15 protein-coding genes and 1 tRNA gene are annotated in these 18,023 nt (G+C 71.2%); 11 read left to right on the top strand and 5 right to left on the bottom strand.

Going from position 1 to position 18,023, the window contains the following annotated elements; translation table 11 throughout:
* Window positions 1–119: 119 nt before the first annotated feature.
* From AMK27_RS31980 to AMK27_RS31965, 4 genes are all read right to left on the bottom strand, one after another.
* Window positions 120–965: an S-methyl-5'-thioadenosine phosphorylase gene (locus AMK27_RS31980; RefSeq protein WP_073916157.1), complete on the bottom strand. Its 846-nt coding sequence runs from the start codon at window positions 963–965 to the stop codon at window positions 120–122.
* 117 nt (window positions 966–1,082) lie between these two features.
* Window positions 1,083–1,415, bottom strand: coding sequence for an FmdB family zinc ribbon protein (locus AMK27_RS31975; RefSeq protein ID WP_073916155.1), 333 nt, complete (start codon window positions 1,413–1,415; stop codon window positions 1,083–1,085).
* A 68-nt stretch (window positions 1,416–1,483) separates the two neighbouring features.
* Window positions 1,484–2,755: an MFS transporter gene (locus AMK27_RS31970; RefSeq protein ID WP_073916154.1), complete on the bottom strand. Its 1,272-nt coding sequence runs from the start codon at window positions 2,753–2,755 to the stop codon at window positions 1,484–1,486.
* Between the two features lie 251 nt (window positions 2,756–3,006).
* A complete protein-coding gene (locus AMK27_RS31965; protein WP_241847664.1) occupies window positions 3,007–4,569 on the bottom strand; it encodes a potassium/proton antiporter in 1,563 nt (520 codons plus the stop codon).
* Window positions 4,570–4,861: 292 nt separating this feature from the next.
* Between AMK27_RS31965 and AMK27_RS31960 the strand changes: the two genes are divergently transcribed.
* The gene (locus tag AMK27_RS31960; protein ID WP_073916152.1) at window positions 4,862–7,657 is read left to right on the top strand and encodes a penicillin acylase family protein; all 2,796 of its coding nucleotides are present in this window, start codon (window positions 4,862–4,864) and stop codon (window positions 7,655–7,657) included.
* Between the two features lie 8 nt (window positions 7,658–7,665).
* On the opposite strand, the gene AMK27_RS31955 is transcribed toward AMK27_RS31960, so the two are convergent.
* Entirely contained in the window at window positions 7,666–8,259 is a 594-nt protein-coding gene (locus AMK27_RS31955; protein WP_073916151.1) for a 5-formyltetrahydrofolate cyclo-ligase, read from the bottom strand.
* A 103-nt stretch (window positions 8,260–8,362) separates the two neighbouring features.
* On the opposite strand from AMK27_RS31955, the gene galU reads away from it, so the two are divergent.
* From galU to AMK27_RS31905, 10 genes are all read left to right on the top strand, one after another.
* Window positions 8,363–9,274, top strand: a complete 912-nt coding sequence (gene galU / locus AMK27_RS31950; protein ID WP_073916149.1) for a UTP--glucose-1-phosphate uridylyltransferase GalU — start codon at window positions 8,363–8,365, stop codon at window positions 9,272–9,274.
* A gap of 211 nt (window positions 9,275–9,485) precedes the next feature.
* Window positions 9,486–10,745, top strand: coding sequence for a molybdotransferase-like divisome protein Glp (gene glp / locus AMK27_RS31945; RefSeq protein ID WP_198955974.1), 1,260 nt, complete (start codon window positions 9,486–9,488; stop codon window positions 10,743–10,745).
* Window positions 10,746–10,802: 57 nt separating this feature from the next.
* Entirely contained in the window at window positions 10,803–11,288 is a 486-nt protein-coding gene (gene moaC, locus AMK27_RS31940) for a cyclic pyranopterin monophosphate synthase MoaC (RefSeq protein ID WP_055600182.1), read from the top strand.
* Window positions 11,285–11,809 carry a MogA/MoaB family molybdenum cofactor biosynthesis protein gene (locus AMK27_RS31935; protein WP_073916148.1) on the top strand — a complete coding sequence of 175 codons (525 nt, stop codon included), beginning with the start codon at window positions 11,285–11,287 and terminating at the stop codon, window positions 11,807–11,809. The genes moaC and AMK27_RS31935 overlap by 4 nt, the downstream gene beginning before the upstream one ends.
* 14 nt (window positions 11,810–11,823) lie before the next feature.
* Window positions 11,824–12,423, top strand: coding sequence for a GNAT family N-acetyltransferase (locus AMK27_RS31930; protein ID WP_073916600.1), 600 nt, complete (start codon window positions 11,824–11,826; stop codon window positions 12,421–12,423).
* Between the two features lie 142 nt (window positions 12,424–12,565).
* Window positions 12,566–13,603 carry a divisome protein SepX/GlpR gene (sepX, locus tag AMK27_RS31925; RefSeq protein ID WP_073916146.1) on the top strand — a complete coding sequence of 346 codons (1,038 nt, stop codon included), beginning with the start codon at window positions 12,566–12,568 and terminating at the stop codon, window positions 13,601–13,603.
* Between the two features lie 93 nt (window positions 13,604–13,696).
* A tRNA-Ala gene (locus AMK27_RS31920) sits at window positions 13,697–13,770 on the top strand.
* Window positions 13,771–14,109: 339 nt separating this feature from the next.
* Window positions 14,110–16,509, top strand: coding sequence for an N-6 DNA methylase (locus AMK27_RS31915; protein WP_073916144.1), 2,400 nt, complete (start codon window positions 14,110–14,112; stop codon window positions 16,507–16,509).
* Entirely contained in the window at window positions 16,506–16,745 is a 240-nt protein-coding gene (locus AMK27_RS31910) for a hypothetical protein (RefSeq protein ID WP_073916143.1), read from the top strand. Before AMK27_RS31915 ends, AMK27_RS31910 begins: the two co-directional genes overlap by 4 nt.
* Before the next feature lie 249 nt (window positions 16,746–16,994).
* Window positions 16,995–18,020, top strand: a complete 1,026-nt coding sequence (locus AMK27_RS31905; protein ID WP_143204894.1) for a hypothetical protein — start codon at window positions 16,995–16,997, stop codon at window positions 18,018–18,020.
* Window positions 18,021–18,023 lie beyond the last annotated feature (3 nt).

The raw sequence follows: 18,023 nt of genomic DNA, 5'->3' as shown, positions 1-18,023 counted from the left end.
GGTGCCGCCGTCCTGGTCGGGAATGGGATCGCCCCCACTCTCCGGCCCGCGCCGAATCCCCGCTCCCGCCTGTGGATCACCCGCCGCCTGTGGACAACTCCCTCACCCTCGCGGGGGGTTCACGGCAGGTCGATCCCCAGGTCCCAGCCGTCGTGCGCCTGTGTGCACAGGCAGTCCCGGTCCATCGTCGCGGGCAGCGCGCCCACCGCGTCGAACAGCACCTCCCGCAGCCGCTCCACGTTCTCGCCGAACACCCTCAGCACCTCGGTGTGGGAGACGCCGTCGCCGGTCTCGGCGCCCGCGTCCAGGTCGGTGACGAGCGCCAGCGAGGTGTAGCAGAGGCCCAGTTCCCGGGCGAGGACGGCCTCGGGGTGTCCGGTCATGCCGACGACCGACCAGCCGGCCGCAGCGTGCCACCGGGACTCCGCCCGGGTGGAGAAGCGGGGCCCCTCGATCACGACCATCGTGCCGCCGTCGACCGGGTCCCAGCCCCGCCCCCGGGCGGCCTTGACGGCGACGCGCCGCCCGTCCGGGCAGTACGGGTCGGCGAAGGTCACGTGGACGACGCGCGGCACGGCCCCGTCGGACCGGCGCTCACCGTCGAAGTAGGTCTGCGCGCGGGCCTTCGTACGGTCCACGAGCTGGTCCGGGACGACGAGCGTGCCCGGCCCGTACTCCTCGCGGAGTCCGCCGACGGCGCAGGGCCCGAGGATCTGCCGGACGCCCACGGAGCGCAGGGCCCAGAGGTTGGCGCGGTAGTTGATGCGGTGCGGCGGGACGCTGTGGCCGCGGCCGTGGCGGGGGAGGAAGGCGACCTGCCGGCCGGCGATCTCGCCGAGGAGGAGGGAGTCGCTGGGACTGCCGTACGGGGTGTCGACGGACACCTCCGTGACGTCGTCGAGGAAGGAGTAGAAGCCGGAGCCGCCGATCACGCCGATGTCCGCGTACGCGCCTTGGTTCGCCATGGCGGCCACCCTATGCGGGGCGCCGGCGAACACCGAGGGCCCCCGTCGCGAACGACGGGGGCCCTCGGTGAAGTACGTACGGACCGCGTCCTGGCGTCAGGATCGATCGCGCAGGGGTCAGGCGGCCGAGCTTCCGGTGCTCGACGTGGACGTCGAGGAGGCGGAGGCGGACGACGAAGAGGTCGACGCGGCCGGCTTGGCGTCCGACGTCGAGGACGACGTGGACGACGGGGTCGAGGACTTCGACGCGGCCGGCGAGCTGCTGGACGACGAGCCGCGGCTGTCGTTCCGGTAGAAGCCGGATCCCTTGAAGACGATGCCGACGGCCGAGAACACCTTCTTCAGGCGGCCCTTGCACTGGGGGCACTCGGTCAGCGCGTCATCGGTGAACTTCTGCACCGCCTCGAGGCCTTCGCCGCACTCGGTGCACTGGTACTGGTAGGTCGGCACTTGTCTTCCTCCTGGCACTCACACTCATCGAGTGCTAACGACAATCCATACTGACGTATTCCGCGGGTTCAGTCCACCGCCACCGGCACGCGGTGACCGATACCACGCGCCGCGACGCGGCTCGTCTCGCGCGGCTTGAGGCGTGACCGCAGGGCGAGGAGCGTGGCCAGGGCGAGCGCCGTGCCCACCATCGGCACCAGGAATCCGGTGCTCGCGCCGTGCGCGTCGGCGAGGCGGCCGGCGACCGTGACGGCCGCGGCCTGGCCGAGCGCGACGGCGCCGGTGAGCCAGGTGAAGGCCTCGGTACGGGCGGACGCCGGGATCAGGGTCTCGACGATGGTGTAGCCGGTGATCAGGGCCGGGGCGATGCACAGACCCACGACCAGACCGAGGGCGCCGAGGAGCAGCACCGAGTGCGTGGTCCACAGCAGCGACGCGGCCACGGTGAGGCCGGCGTAGCCGAGGATCAGGCGGCGGCGGGGGCCGATCTTCCAGGCGACGGCGCCCATGGCGATGCCCGCGAGCATGTTGCCGGCGGCGAAGACCCCGTACAGCAGACCGTTGGCGCCGGGGTTGCCGATCTCCTCAGTGAAGGCGGTGAGGGAGACCTGCATGCCGCCGAAGACGGAGCCGATGCCGAGGAAGGCGACGACGAGGACGCGGACGCCGGGGATGGAGAGCGCCGAGCGGTGCGGCTCGGAGGAGCCGGCCGCGGTGATGCCGAACGCGGGCTGGGTGGCGCGCTGAGCGGCGAAGAAGAGCCCGCCGAAGAGGGTGAGCGCGGCCTCGGCGATCAGGCCGGCGGCCGGGTGGACGCCGGTGCACAGGGCGGTCGCGAGGACGGGGCCGACGACGAAGGTGAACTCGTCGGTGACGGACTCGAAGGCCGCGGCCGTTGGCATCAGCGGGGTGCCGTCGAGCTTGGCGGCCCAGCGGGCCCGGACCATCGGTCCGACCTGCGGCACGGAGGCGCCGGCGGGCACGGCGGCCAGGAACAGGGCCCACAGCGGGGCGCCGCCCAGGGCGAGCGAGACGAGCAGCGAGACGGACGCGGTGTGGACGAGGACACCGGGGATCAGGACGGCGCGCTGGCCGAAGCGGTCGGCGAGCTTGCCGCTCTGCGGGGCGAACAGCGCCATGGAGACGCCGGTGACGGCGGCGACGGCGCCGGCGCTGCCGAAGGATCCGGTGGTGTGCTGGACGAGCAGGACGATGCCGATGGTCAGCATCGCGAAGGGCTGCCGGGCGGCGAAGCCGGGGAGCAGGAAGGACAGCGCGCCGGGGGTGCGCAGCAGCTGCCCGTAACCCGGACGCGTGTCCGAGGTGACCGTGGACGCCACGGTCCTGGCCTTTCTGCCGCCTGGTAGCGCGCTCCCGCACGGTGGTGCGGATGTCGCCGAGAGCTGTCCTCATGCGCGTTACTGCGGTAGATACCGGGCCGGCCCCACTGCGGAGGGGCGCCACGGCCGCCATACGGTCGCGCCAGCTCTGCGTCAGGCAGAGTTGGTTCGATCAGGTGTGCCTTCATGGTACAGGGAGGAGCGTCTTCCTGCCTGGGAAAACGCTCCTGCCCCTGAATTAATGCCTGGGATTAACCGGATGTTCGCTTGTGGCCCTGGCGACTCTGGCCGTTGCGCTTCTGCTCGTGGTGGCTCTGGTCGTGCCGGTGGAAGCGCATCTCGGTGCCGTGCGGCTCGCTGACCGCCGTGGCGCCCCCCGTGCCCAGCCAGCCGGCGAGCTTGCCGCCCTGGCCGACCGCGCGCAGCCGTCGCTCCGTGGAGTCCCGTACCGGGTCGGTCGCGACGACGAGGAGTTCGTCGCCGCGCCGCAGGACGGTCGCGGGCCCGGGGACGAAGCTCGTCTCCTCCCGTACGACGAGGGTGACGGCCGCTCCGGCGGGCAGCCGCAGCTCGGCGACCTCGACTCCGTGCATCCGGGAGTGCTCCGGGATGGCGACGGAGAGCAGGTGGCCGCGCAGCCGCTCCAGGGGAGCGGACTCGACGCCGAGGTCGGCCGCCTCCCCGGAGTCGCCGAGCTTGAGGGCCTTCGCCAGCCAGGGCAGGGTCGGCCCCTGGACGAGGGTGTAGACGACGACGAGCACGAAGACGATGTTGAAGATCCGCTCGCTGCCCTCGATGTCCGAGACCATCGGGATGGTGGCCAGGATGATGGGGACGGCTCCGCGCAGGCCGGCCCAGGACATCAGTGCCTGCTCCTGCCAGGGGATGCGGAAGGGCAGCAGGCTGACCAGGACTTCCATGGGCCGGGCGACCACGGTCAGGACCAGGCCGATGACGACGGCGGGCCAGAAGTCGTGGACGAGCTCGTGCGGGGTGACGAGCAGGCCGAGCAGGACGAACATGCCGATCTGCGCGATCCAGCCGAGTCCCTCGGCGAAGCCCCGGTTCGCGGGCGCGTGCGGCAGTTTGGCGTTGCCGAGGACCATCGAGGCCAGGTAGACGGCGAGGAAGCCGGAGCCGTGGGCCATGGCGCCGGCCGCGTACGCGACGACGGCGATGGCCATGACGGCGATCGGGTAGAGGCCGGAGGCGGGCAGGGCGACGTGCCGCAGCCCGTACGCGCCGAGGAAGCCGACGGCGAGGCCCACGGCGACGCCGATGGCGAGTTCGAGGGCGATCGTGCCGACGAGGACGTACCAGTCGTCGACCGGTCCCGCCGTGGAGAAGGCGACGACGAGGATGACGACGGGGGCGTCGTTGAAGCCGGACTCGGCCTCCAGGACACCGGTGACCCGTGAGGGCAGGGGGACCTTGCGCAGCACGGAGAAGACCGCGGCGGCGTCGGTCGAGGAGACGACGGCGCCGATGATGAGGGCCTGTCGCCAGTCGAGGCCGACGAGGTAGTGGGCGGCGGCGGCCGTGATGCCCACGCTCACCGCGACGCCGACGGTGGAGAGGACGACCGCGGCGGGCAGGGCCGGCTTGATCTCCTTCCACTTCGTGCCGAGGCCACCCTCGGCGAGGATCACGACGAGGGCGGCGTAGCCGATGACCTGCGTCAGTTCCGCGTTGTCGAAGGCGACGTTGCCGATGCCGTCCTGGCCGATGGCGATGCCGATGCCGAGGTAGAGCAGCAGGCTGGGGAGCCCGCTCCGGGACGAGATCCGTACGGCCGCGACCGCGATCAGCAGCACGAGGGAGCTGATGAGCAGGAGTTCGTTGAGCTCGTGGACAGTCAGTGGCCGTTCCTTCCCCTCACATGCAGCTGGACCGTTCTTCCAGCGGCCGTCGCGTGCCGCTGGATCGTTCCTCCGGCAGCAGACACTTCGTTACCTTACCTAATCTTTAACGTTTTCTTGACGCCGCCTTTGCACCTCCTCGCTCGCCCGTACGGTTCTCTTCCGGACACCGCGTCCGGGCCCTCCGGACGCTGCGCCTAAGGTTGCACCCGTACTCCAGGACCACCCTGCCCCTCGAAGGACAGCGATGCCCTCCAACACGACCGCGCCTCCCGCCAAGAAGAAAGGGCGGCGCGCCCGCCTGATCCTCCTCGTCCTGGTCCTCGCTCTGGTCGCGGGCGTCGGATACGGCGGGTTCTGGGGTGTGACCACCGTCCGGGCCTCGTTCCCGCAGACCACGGGCGAGATCCGGCTCGACAGCCTGTCCGGCGAGGTCGAGGTGAAGCGGGACGCGAACGGCGTCCCGCAGATCTACGCCGACAACGAGGCGGACCTCTTCCGTGCCCAGGGCTACGTCCAGGCGCAGGATCGCTTCTACGAGATGGACGTCCGGCGGCACGTGACCGCGGGCCGGCTCTCCGAGATGTTCGGCGAGAGCCAGATCGAGACGGACTCCTTCCTGCGCACGCTCGGCTGGCGCCGGGTCGCGCAGCAGGAGTACGACAAGGTCCTGTCGCCGGAGACGAAGAAGTACCTCCAGGCGTACGCGGAGGGCGTCAACGCCTATCTGAAGGACCGGGACCCCGCCGACGTCTCCGTCGAGTACGCGGCCCTGGCCCTCACCAACGACTACGCGATCGAGCCGTGGACGCCGGTCGACTCGGTGGCCTGGCTCAAGGCGATGGCCTGGGACCTGCGCGGCAACATGCAGGACGAGATCGACCGCTCGCTGATGACGAGCCGGATGAGCGCGAGCCAGATCAAGCAGCTGTACCCGGACTACCCGTACGCGCTCCACCAGCCGATCGTCGACGGGGGCGCGGTGGACGAGTCCACCGGGAAGTTCGACCCGAAGGGCTCGGCGGGCGACGGTGACGGCGACCTGACCACCGGGGAGACCCCGGGCGACGTGCCCGGCAGCGGCTCCGACTCCTCAGGCTCCTCTGGTTCCTCCGGTTCCTCCGCTTCCTCCTCCGAGGGCTCCGGTGCGCAGTCCCAGCTCGGCGCACTCTCCGAGGTCCTGGACGGCGTGCCCGCCCTCCTCGGCCCGAACGGCAACGGCATCGGCTCGAACTCCTGGGTCGTCTCCGGGCGGTACACGACCTCCGGCAAGCCGCTGCTCGCCAACGACCCGCACCTGGCGCCCCAGCTGCCGTCCCTCTGGTACCAGATGGGCCTGCACTGCCGCTCGGTCTCGGCGACCTGCCGTTACGACGTCTCCGGCTACACCTTCTCCGGCATGCCCGGTGTGATCATCGGACACAATGACAAGATCGCCTGGGGTCTCACCAACCTGGGCGCCGACGTCACCGACCTCTACCTGGAGAAGATCGGTCCCGACGGCTACCTCGTCGACGGCAAGGTCAAGCCCTTCACGGTCCGCGACGAGACCATCAAGGTCGCCGGCGGCGAGGACCGGACGATCACCGTCCGCTCCACCGAGCGCGGCCCGCTGGTCTCCGACCGCTCCTCCGACCTGGAGAAGGTCGGCCAGAAGGCCCCCGTCGGCAACGCCGCCCCCGACCGCGGCACCGGCTACGGCGTCTCCCTCCAGTGGACCGCCCTCCAGCCGGGCAAGTCGATGGACGCGATCTTCGCCCTCGACCGCGCCAAGGACTTCGAGCAGTTCAGGTCCGCGGCCAAGAACTTCGAGGTCCCCTCGCAGAACCTGATCTACGCCGACACCGAGGGCAACATCGGCTACCAGTCCCCGGGCAAGATCCCGCAGCGCGGCAAGGGCGACGGCACCCTGCCCGCGCCCGGCTGGGACTCCTCGTACCGGTGGAAGGGCTACATCCCCTTCGAGCAGCTGCCGTACGAGTACAACCCGAAGCGCGGCTACATCGTCACCGCCAACCAGGCCGTGATCGACGCCAAGGACTACCCCGACCTGCTCACCAAGGACTGGGGTTACGGCTCGCGCAGCCAGCGGATCAACGACCTGATCGAGTCGAAGACCAAGGACGGCGGAAAGATCTCGCCGGACGACATGCGGACCATGCAGACGGACAACCGCAGCGAGATCGCGACGCTTCTGAACCCGCTCCTGCTGAAGATCGACATCTCGGACCCGTACGTCCGCGAGGCGCAGAAGCTGCTGGAGGGCTGGGACTACACCCAGGAGCCCGACTCGGCCGCCGCCGCCTACTTCAACGCGGTCTGGCGCAACGTCCTCAAGCTGTCCTTCGGCAACAAGCTGCCCAAGGAGCTCCGCGCCGAGGGCGACTGCATCAACGTGCGCCCGGCCGACGCCACCGGCCCGGTCGACGAGCAGAACAAGCTCGTACGGGAATGCGGCCAGCGCGACCCCGACTCCGCGCAGCCGGACGGCGGCGACCGCTGGTACGAGGTGGTCCGCCCGCTCCTCAAGCAGGAGAAGAGCGAGTGGTGGGTCACCCCGGGCAACCGCACCGACCAGGCCACCGAGACCCGTGACCAGCTGCTCGCCCGCGCCATGAAGGACGCGCGCTGGGAGCTGACCGCCAAGCTCGGCAAGGACGTCTCCACCTGGAGCTGGGGCCGGCTGCACCAGCTGACCCTGAAGAACCAGACCCTCGGCACCGCCGGCCCCGGCGTCGTGCAGCAGCTCCTCAACCGCGGCCCCTGGAACCTGGGCGGCGGCGAGGCGGCCGTCGACGCCACCGGCTGGAACGCGGCCGGCGGCTACGAGGTCATCTGGGTGCCGTCGATGCGGATGGTCGTCAACGTCGGCGACTGGGACAAGTCCCGGTGGATCAACCTCACCGGCGCCTCCGGTCACGCCTTCAACTCCCACTACACCGACCAGACGGACGCGTGGGCGAAGGGCGACCTGTACGACTGGGCCTACGGCAAGGCGGCCGTCGACGCGGCGACGAAGGACACGCTGAAGCTGAAGCCCTGATCCCCTGATCAGGGCCGGAAGCGGGTGACCCCCTCCGGGGTCACCACCGCGTGCACGGGGTGGTCGTGCGGTTCCTCCGGGACCCGCGCGACCACCTCGTCCGCGTAGAGGAGCACCACGAGCGCCGGATCGGCACCCGCGCGCGTGAGCCGGGCGAGCACCCGGTCGTACGAGCCGCCGCCCCGGCCGAGCCGCATCCCGCGGCCGTCGACCGCGAGGCCCGGCAGCAGGACGGCGTCGGCGGCGCACACGGCCTCGGGACCGAGCCGGGGCCCGACCGGTTCGAGCAGGCCCCGGCCGGCCTTCGCGAGCCCCTCCGGGCCCTCGTACGCCGCCCAGTCCAGGTCGTTGTCGGGGAGCAGCACGGGGAGCAGGACCCGCACCCCGCGCGCGTGGAGCGCGTCGAGCAACGCGCGCGTGCCCGGCTCCCGGCCCACCGACACATAGGCGGCGACCGTGGACGCGTCCGCGAGTTCGGCGAGTTCGAGTCCCCGGCGGGCGAGGGATTCGGCCGTGCGCGTCAGGGAATCGGTGTTCAGTGCGGCGCGGGCGGCCAGAAGTCGGCTGCGCAGCACGGTCTTTTCGGACATCTCGGGTGTCATGTGAGTCCCATGCAATTCACTAAATTCTCGTAACTGTCTTTATGTGGAGGAAGTTAATCGGAGCCACATCTTTCTCTCATTACGAACGACTAAAGTGCACGGCATGAATCACTCGCTCCCCAGGCTCGGCCGGATCAGCAAGGCTGTCATCCCGGCCGCCGGCCTCGGCACCCGCTTTCTCCCGGCGACCAAGGCGACGCCGAAGGAGATGCTGCCGGTCGTCGACAAGCCGGCCATCCAGTACGTCGTCGAGGAGGCCGTCGCGGCCGGCCTCTCCGACGTCCTGATGATCACCGGCCGGAACAAGCGTCCCCTGGAGGACCACTTCGACCGGAACTACGAGCTGGAGGAGGCCCTGACGCGGAAGGGCGACGCCGAACGCCTCTCCAAGGTCCAGGAGTCCAGCGACCTCGCCACCATGCACTACGTGCGCCAGGGCGCCCCGCGCGGCCTCGGGCACGCCGTGCTCTGCGCCGCCCCGCACGTCGGCGACCAGCCCTTCGCGGTCCTCCTCGGCGACGACCTGATCGACCCCCGCGACCCGCTGCTCGCGCGGATGACGGAGATCCAGGAGCGCGAGGGCGGCAGCGTGATCGCCCTCATGGAGGTCGACCCCTCGCAGATCCACCTGTACGGCTGCGCGGCGGTCGAGGCGACCGCCGACGCGGACGTCGTGAAGGTGACCGACCTGGTCGAGAAGCCGGACGCGGACGAGGCGCCCAGCAATTACGCGATCATCGGCCGCTATGTCCTGGACCCGGCCGTCTTCGGGACGCTGCGGGAGACCGAGCCGGGCCGCGGCGGGGAGATCCAGCTGACGGACGCGCTGCAGAAGCTCGCCTCGGACGAGAAGATCGGCGGACCGGTGCACGGTGTCGTCTTCAAGGGCCGCCGCTATGACACCGGTGACCGCGGGGACTATCTGCGTGCCATTGTCAGACTCGCGTGCGAACGTGAAGATCTGGGACCGGACTTCCGGGCCTGGCTCCGGAGATACGTCAGCGAGGAGATGTAGCACCTTGAGCAGCAGCGCGGCACCGTCGCCGTCCCACGACGACCAGGACCACGACGGCAAGGACCACGTCGAGCAGGGCCACGACGACCAGGACCACGCCGGTCAGGGCCACGGCGCCCACGACGGGCACGAGGGGCACGTCGGGCACGGCCATGGCGGCGAGGGGCAGGCGGCCGACCCCTGCGCGGGGCCCGCGCGCGGGCTGTGGTCGGTGGACGAGCACCTGGCCGACATCCTCGCGACGGTCGGCCCGCTCGAACCCATCGAGCTGCAACTCCTCGACGCCCAGGGCTGTGTCCTCGTCGAGGACGTGACGGTGCCGGTCGCGCTGCCGCCCTTCGACAACAGCTCCATGGACGGGTACGCGGTCCGGGTCGCCGATGTCGCCGGCGCCACCGAGGAGTTCCCCGCCGTCCTCACGGTCATCGGGGATGTCGCCGCCGGTGACGGCGGGCTGCCCACCGTCGGCCCCGGGCAGGCCGCCCGGATCATGACGGGCGCCCCGCTGCCGCCCGGCGCCGAGGCCGTCGTCCCCGTCGAGTGGACCGACGGAGGCACGGGCGGGGGCGCGGCCACCGGCATGACCGCCGCGAGCGCCGCCCCCGAGGGGGCGTCCGGCGAGGTGCGGGTGCACCGGGCCGCGGAGGCCGGCGCCCATGTGCGCGAGCGGGGGAGCGACGTACGGGCCGGGGAGCTGGCCCTGTCGGCCGGCACGGTGCTCGGGCCGCCGCAGATCGGGCTGCTGGCCGCGATCGGCCGCGGCACCGTCCGGGTGCGGCCCCGCCCACGGGTGGTCGTCATGTCCACCGGGAGCGAGCTGGTCCAGCCCGGCGAGCCGCTGGGCGAGGGCCAGATCCACGACTCCAACAGCTTCGCGCTCGCCGCGGCCGCGCGGGACGCGGGCGCGCTCGCGTACCGGGTGGGCGCCGTCGCCGACGACGCCGAGTCGCTGCGCGCCACCATCGAGGACCAGCTCATCCGGGCCGATCTGATCGTGACGACGGGCGGGGTGAGCGTCGGCGCGTACGACGTGGTCAAGGAGGCGCTGACCGCCGACGGGCAGGTCGACTTCCGCAAGCTGGCCATGCAGCCGGGCAAGCCCCAGGGCTTCGGCGCGATCGGCGCCGAGCAGATCCCGCTGCTCGCCCTGCCGGGCAACCCGGTCTCCTCGTACGTCTCCTTCGAGCTGTTCGTCCGGCCCGCGATCCGGGCCCTGATGGGCGTCGAGGACCTGCACCGGCCCCGGGTGCGGGCCGAGCTGGCCGCCGGCCGGGCGCTGTCCTCGCCGGCCGGGCGGAGGCAGTTCCTCCGGGGGACGTACGACCCGGAGGCGGGCACCGTCAGTCCGGTGGGCGGTGCGGGCTCCCACCTGATCGCGGCCCTCGCGCACGCGGACTGCCTGCTCGTGGTCCCGGAGGAGACGGAGAGCGTCGAGCCGGGCACGGAGCTGGAAGTGGTCCTCCTCGGCTGAGAGGGCGAGGGTGGGGGTACGGTGTCGTCCCACACAGCGACCGGGAGTGTCACGGCGATGAGCACGCAGCAAGGTCTCACCCACATCGACGAGGCGGGCGCGGCCCGCATGGTCGACGTATCGGCGAAGGACGTCACGTCCCGCACGGCGCGCGCCAGCGGGCGGGTCCTCGTCTCGCCGCGCGTGATCGAGCTGCTGCGCGGCGAGGGCGTCCCGAAGGGCGACGCGCTCGCCACGGCCAGGATCGCCGGGATCATGGGCGCCAAGAAGACCCCGGACCTCATCCCGCTCTGCCATCCGCTGGCCGTGTCGGGCGTGACGCTGGACCTGGCGGTCACCGACGACGCGGTCGAGATCCTGGCGACGGTGAAGACCACGGACCGGACGGGCGTCGAGATGGAGGCCCTGACGGCGGTCTCGGTGGCGGCCCTGACGGTGGTCGACATGGTGAAGGCGGTCGACAAGGGCGCGGTCATCTCCGACGTGCGGGTGGAGGAGAAGACGGGCGGGAAGTCGGGCCACTGGACGCGGAGCGAGTCGTGACCAGCGGGGCCGGGGTTTCGCCGGCTTCGGACGCGGCGGCCTGCTCGGCGCTCGTCGTCACCGCCTCCAACCGGGCCGCGGCCGGGGTCTACGAGGACAAGGGCGGTCCGCTGATCGCCGAGGCCCTCGCCCGGATGGGCTTCGCCGTGGACGGCCCGCAGGTCGTCCCGGACGGGGCGCCGGTCGAGGCGGCGCTGCGGGCCGGGATCGCCGCGGGGTACGACGCGATCGTGACCACCGGCGGCACGGGCATCTCGCCCACCGACGAGACGCCCGAGGTGACCCGCCGGGTCCTGGAGCGGGAGATCCCGGGCATCCCGGAGGCGATCCGGGCGTACGGCCGGGAGAAGGTGCCGACGGCGGCGCTCTCGCGGGGCCTCGCGGGGGTCGCGGGCGGCACGCTGATCGTGAACCTGCCCGGGTCCTCCGGCGGGGTGCGGGACGGGCTGACCGTCCTGGAGCCGATCCTGCGGCACGCCGTCGACCAGATCCGCGGCGGCGACCATCCGAGACCGTCGTGATCCCGACCTGGCCGGTGGTCCTCGTGGACGGAGACGTGATGCTCCGCCCGATAAAGATCCGTGACCACGCGGCCTGGCGCGAGGTGAACCGGCGCAACCGGGAGTGGCTGCGGCCCTGGGAGGCGACGGTCCCGCCGCCGTCTCCCGGCGGGCCGGTGGCGCAGCGGCCGACGTACCGTCAGATGGTCCGCCATCTGCGGTCGGAGGCGAACGCCGGGCGGATGCTGCCCTTCGTGATCGAGTACCGGGGCAGGCTGGTCGGGCAGTTGACCGTCGCGGGCATCACCTGGGGCTCGATGTGCTCGGGGCACGTGGGCTACTGGGTGGACAGCGAGGTGGCCGGACGCGGTGTCATGCCGACGGCGGTCGCGCTGGCGGTCGACCACTGCTTCCGCTCGGTCGGTCTGCACCGGATGGAGGTGTGCATCCGTCCGGAGAACGGGCCGTCGCGCCGGGTCGTCGAGAAACTGGGTTTCCGGGAGGAGGGGTTGCGGCCCCGCTACCTCCACATCGACGGCGCGTGGCGGGACCATCTGGTCTTCGCGCTGACGGCGGAGGAGGTCCCGGAGGGGCTGCTGCGCCGTTGGCACCAGGCGAGAACCAGGCGAGAATAAGATAAGTGTTCGAATTCAATCGGTAGTTGGCAGTCAATCGATCTGAACAATCACAAAAAAGTTCAGTGATATCAGCCAGATCGTGCGACACACCGGGCCAATTGGCCGATGCCGCCGCGTGAACCCCTCTACCGTGTGAGGCGTGAGCAGCAGCGGCCTCATCTACGCAGTCATCGTCGGGGCCTGGGCCGCCTACTTGGTACCGATGTGGCTCCGCAGGCAGGACGAGCTGAACGAAGCCCGTCCGACGGAACGCTTCAGCACCGCCATCCGGCTGCTTTCCGGACGGGCGGGCATGGAGCGCCGATACGCCAAGGAGCTCAAGCAGCGGGACCGTACGGCGGAGGGTCCGACGCCCGACGTGGACCCGGACGCGGAAACCGAGCATCTGAGCTCGGTCGACGTCCGGGCGTTTTCCGCGCCCGCGGCCAGAACGGAAGCGCGCCTGGAACTCCCCGAGCGGGAGCCGGCGCCGCAACCCGCCCCGAACCCCGCCCCGGCACCGGCCCGCCCCGCCACCGGCGCGGCGGCCGAACGCGCCCGCCGGGGCAAGGTCCTCGCCCGCCGTCGCCGCACCACGACGCTGCTCTTCGCCGTCTTCACCCTCGGCGCGGTCGTCGCCGCCGTCGGCGGCGTCGCCTTCCTGTGGGTGCCGGCCGTGCCCGCGCTGCTCCTCAGCGCGTACATCGTGCACCTGCGGATCCAGGAGCGCCGCCGCTTCGTGTACGTGATGGACCGGCGGCGCGCGGAGGCCGCGGCGGCGCGGCTGCGCGAGAGCCGCCGCCCGGCGCCCACGCCCGAGCCGTCGCCCGAGTCCGCCCCGGGCCCCTCCCCGCAGGAGGCGGACCGGCGCGCCCTGGTCGAGCAGACCGACCACGCGGAGTGGGTCGACCAGCAGCGCGACCGCGGCCCGGCCCGCGGGGACAGCTGGGACCCGGTGCCGGTCCCGCTCCCCACGTACGTCACCGCCCCGGTCGCCCCGCGCGCCACGAGCGGCATCGACATCACGGACCCGGAGACCTGGAGCGCGGCCCGCTCCTCCACGGCGGCCGACCCGGCCCCCACCCCGCCCCCGGCGCCGCGTCAGCGCACCACCCCGCGCCGCGAACGCGACCACGGCCGCACCCCGCTCTTCGACCAGTACGCGGACGACGACCGCCCCCGGGCGGCCAACGAATGACCCCGAAGGGGCCCGCGACGGCCCCCGGCTGACCTGCGCGGGAACGGATTTTTGCCTGAGCCGGTCGGGATGCTAATGTTTCACACGTCGCAAGGGCCTGTGGCGCAGTCTGGTAGCGCACCTCGTTCGCATCGAGGGGGTCTGGGGTTCAAATCCCCACAGGTCCACAAACGACAGTTCGCGAGTAGCTCTCGTGAACGGTGACGAAATCCCGCCCGATCGAAAGATCGGGCGGGATTTCTGCTTTTTTCGATGTCTGCTCCCGCGCCGACGTGGCCGAGCGGGCGCCATCACCTAACCCTCTTATGGTGAAGCTCGATGCGGTGGGGTGTGCACCCGCTTGGAATCAGCTGGACATGAGCCCCTTTTATGGTCCGCAGGAGTCCGTGCGCAGGCAGGAAGAGTGTTGAGCACTCGCAGTGCTCACTTGGTCGCCGCGGGGCGCGCTCCCTAGTGTCCTCCGTGAAGGAGCCCCCGCAGGGGCGCGTTCTACAGGGAGTCGGGATATGCCCAACAAGAACAAGGCAGTGCGCGAGGACCGGTTAGTCACCCGCGCGGAGATCGCGGCCATGGCCGGCGTGGCGAGGCCCACCGTCACCTCGTGGAGCCGGGGTCACGGCTTTCCCGGGGCGGAGAGAGCGGGTGGGGGCGAGTACTTCCGCCGGTCCGCCGTGCTGGAGTGGTTGGACGGGCGGCCCGTCCCGCGAGGTTCCAGGGGGCCGGAGGAGCCCGAAGGCCTCACCTTCGGAGACCGTGCGCGGCGGACCCTGGCCGTTGGCGACCCGGACGGCGGGGTCGTGCCCGGACCGGCGGACGACGGGGTGGGTACCGACCCGTTCGCCGCACGCGATCGGGCGAGGGTGCGGGAGTTGATGGGCCCGCTGGCCGACCGGGTGCGGGGTGCCGGCTCGCTCGTCGACTACATGGCACTGCTCCTGTCCCTGCTGTTCCTCCGCCGGCTCGGTGGTGAACGGTGGGACGGCGTGGAGCAGGGGATGGCCGTCGGCACCGGATCCGACGGGGCCCGCGCGCTGCTTCGCCGCATCGGCTCGGTGACGGACCGGAGCCTCGCCCTCAGAGGAGTGGTGCCCGGCATGGAGGAGGCGGTGCGGCGCCTCGAGCCACGTACGTACGAGGATCTCAAGCGGGTCGTCCGACAGGTGCCGGAGCTGGGACCGCATGCTTTCCAGGTCATCCTGGACGAGTACGAGACGAGTGCTCAGCTGCGGAGCGGCGAGTTCTTCACTCCTCGTGGCGTGGTGCGCATCATGGCGGGACTTACCTACTCGGCGTGTCATGACGAGCAGCCCGGCTCGATCTACGATCCGTACGCCCGGGGCGGCGAGATGCTCGTCGAGGCGGCCGCGTACTGCCGGTCGCAGGGAGTCGCCGTGCGCGGCCTCGAACTACACGGTTACAGCCATGGGCACGACACCGCGCGGCTCGGGAACATGAACCTCGCCCTGCAGGGCGCACGTCCTCAGGTGAGGTTGGGGCGCGGGGCTCCGTGGGCGGCGGGTGACTTCCAGGGCACGCTCTACGACTACGTGCTGACCAATCCGCCGTTCAACATGAACGACTCGGCAGGTGAGCCGCGGAGTGACGGGGAGTGGCCTTACGGGTCCCCGCCGGTCGGCAACGACAATTTCGCCTACCTCCAGCACGCGGTCAAGTCCCTGCGGGAAGGCGGCACCGCAGCGGTGGTCATGCCGATGAAGGCCGGCAACTCGGCGAACGGCGCCGAGGCCGCGATTCGTCGGAGCATGCTGGAGCGGGGGGTGGTGAAATGCGTTCTCGGGCTGCCGGACCGGCTTTTCTCCAGCACTCCGGTGCCGGTGGCGGTGTGGTTCCTCAATCATCCGTCGCAGCCGAACGAGGACGTGCTGTTCCTGGACGCCCGGAGCCTCGGAACCATGCGGAAAGGCAAGCGGGTGCTGGGCGAGGACGACAGCCGCGCGGTGCTTGAGGCGTATCGCTCGGAGCTCGGGTCCGAGGCGGCGGTGCGCGTGGAAATCGATCAGGGCCGTGCGGTGCTGGGCGCACGGGTCTCCCGGGAGGCCGCGCTTCGCGATCCCGGCTGTTCGCTCAATCCGGCCGACCACGTCCGGGCGGCGCGGAAGGACGAGGCATCCGTCGAATCGGACCTCGCCGAGGCATGGGAGGAGATGGAGCGCTGCGCCGGGGCGTTGAGGCCCGCGGCCCTGGACGCCTTGCGTCCCCCGGCCGCCTCTTCCTCGCGCGAGGGATGGGGGACCGTGACGCTGTCGGAGCTGTGCACGGTGCAGGCGGGCCCTTCGTTCACTCTGCTCCGCGACGCTCGCACGCCGTACGGGCAGGTGCCCCTGGTGTTTCCGAAACACCTCGACCAGGGGCGGATCGGCGACATCGAGGGCGAGGCCGTCTCCCTCGCGTTCGCCGAGCGGCTCCGGAAGTTCTCGTTGAGGGCGGGAGACATCGTGTGCATCCGGACGGGTGCCATCGGACCGCCAGCGCTGGTGGGCGCACGGGAGGAAGGGTGGATGCCGAGTACCAACATCCTCCGCCTGCGGGTGCTGGATCCAGGCCGTACGGATCCGGACTACCTGGCGCACTACCTCGGTCGCCCCGAGTCCGTCGCGTGGGTGGTCGACCGGGCGACGGCGACCGGTGCTCCGTCGATCAGCGCCCGGTCGCTCGGCAATCAGCCGGTCGTGCTGCCACCGCTCGACGAGCAACGGCGTATCGCTGGTGAACTCGCCTCCCTCGAAGAACGGGCGGCCGCTCACCAGCGCTTCGCTGAGGCGGTCTCGGCCGCACGTGCCGCGCTGGCGGAGCGCCTGATGGCGCCTGCTCCCGGTCGGGACACCTCCTCCGTCGGCGCCACTCCGGCACCGACCTCCCTCCGTACGGAAGGACCGCACTCGTGACGTCGTCCGCAGTTCCGCCCCAGCTGCCCGCCCCCGCCGTCCCCACGTGGGTGTTGTGGCTGCTGCTGATGCTCTCCTCGTCGCTGGTCGTGGCCCTCGTCGTCGGGATCCTGAAGTCGTTCGGTGGCGCAGGACTCGCCGAAGCCTCACTGACGGGCGGCGCTGCCTTCGGGGGCGCGTTCGGCCTGTGCCTGACGGCTGTCCCCGTGATGAAGCAGTTGCGGAAGACAGGCTGACGACCTCGCAGGCGAACGGGCCCGCCCGGGTGGCAGCTGAAGAACGGAAGGGCTCCTGTCCGATCGCGCGATCGGACAGGAGCCCTTTCGGGGTCGCCGCCCCCGTGCCCGCGACCTCAGCGGTGCTCGGTGAGTTAGCCGAGCATGATCGATCCATTCAGCTCCGCGCCGTGGCCCTTTCCGTCGGGGGAGTCACTGTTCCTGACGCCCCGACACTCGGTTCAGACCCCTCACGGATGGGAGGTCTCGGTGTCCGCGGAGCAGCTCGCGTCGCTGGCTGTGGGGCGGGATGCGGCGAGGCGCCTCGGGGCCCGGCGCGGCTGCCTGGGAGACACACCGGTCAACCTGTGGCTCCAGGAGATTCTCCGTGAGCGCCCTGAGGAGTTCGGGAGAGTCGGCAGCATCGTTCTGGGGGCGGACGAGGTGCGCGTTCCCGAGCCCGCCGTTCCACGGGGATTCGTGGATTCGCTCGCGGTGTACGGCCTGGAGGTCATCGACGGGCTTCAGCGGCTGAGTGTGATCGCCAGAGCCCAGCAGGAGTGGGGGGCGGAGCATGTCGCCCGTGCGATCGTCCGGCTGGAGATCCCGTGCGGGAGGGAGCGGGACGTCGCGCGTGACCTGCACGACCGGGCTCACGGGTTCGTCAATGAACCGACGGCCCAGGACGGACTGATCCGGTGTCCGCGCATCCAGGCACTCATGGCGTGCAACTGGGAGGGGATGGGGCATTTCGACCCTCGGCGCGGTGGCTCCGTGGGTCCGCACCTCAAGCCCTTCCCGATGTCCGAGATCACCCGGGCGCTCGCCTGCGTGTCGGCGGTCGGTGACATGGCCGCCGTGCACTTGGCGGCCACAGACGAGGGGCTGGACACGCTCTGGTCGGACATCGGGTCGGATCTCTACCGGGGAGTCTTTCCCGACGGGATGAGTCCCCTCGGGATCATGCGCGCCGTCGCTGCGTACCGGGGGGCCGGGCGCGTGCTCACGGGCATGCCCGGGCGACTGAAGACCGGAGCCGGGCATCTGGTCACGTATGCGCCCGACCTCATCTGCCGGGTGGCCTGCCGCAGAGTGCTGCCGCTGGAGCGGCTGCACGACGAACGGTCCCGCTACGAGTGGCAGGCAGTGATCAGGCACCAGCTGCCGGCCACCGTGCAGGAGGTCGCGGGGGAGCTCGTGCAGAGGTACGCGGAGGTTCGCCGCGGTCGAGGCAGCAAGCGGACCTACAAGGAGGAGGCCGTGCTGCTCGACATCTGGCGGGAGATCCTCGAGTGAGTC

Origin of the sequence: Streptomyces sp. CB02009, assembly GCF_001905825.1 — a bacterium.
GTDB lineage: Bacteria > Actinomycetota > Actinomycetes > Streptomycetales > Streptomycetaceae > Streptomyces.
The sequence above is the reverse complement of the archived record's forward strand: the minus strand, read 5'-3'. Positions and strand labels throughout refer to the sequence as shown.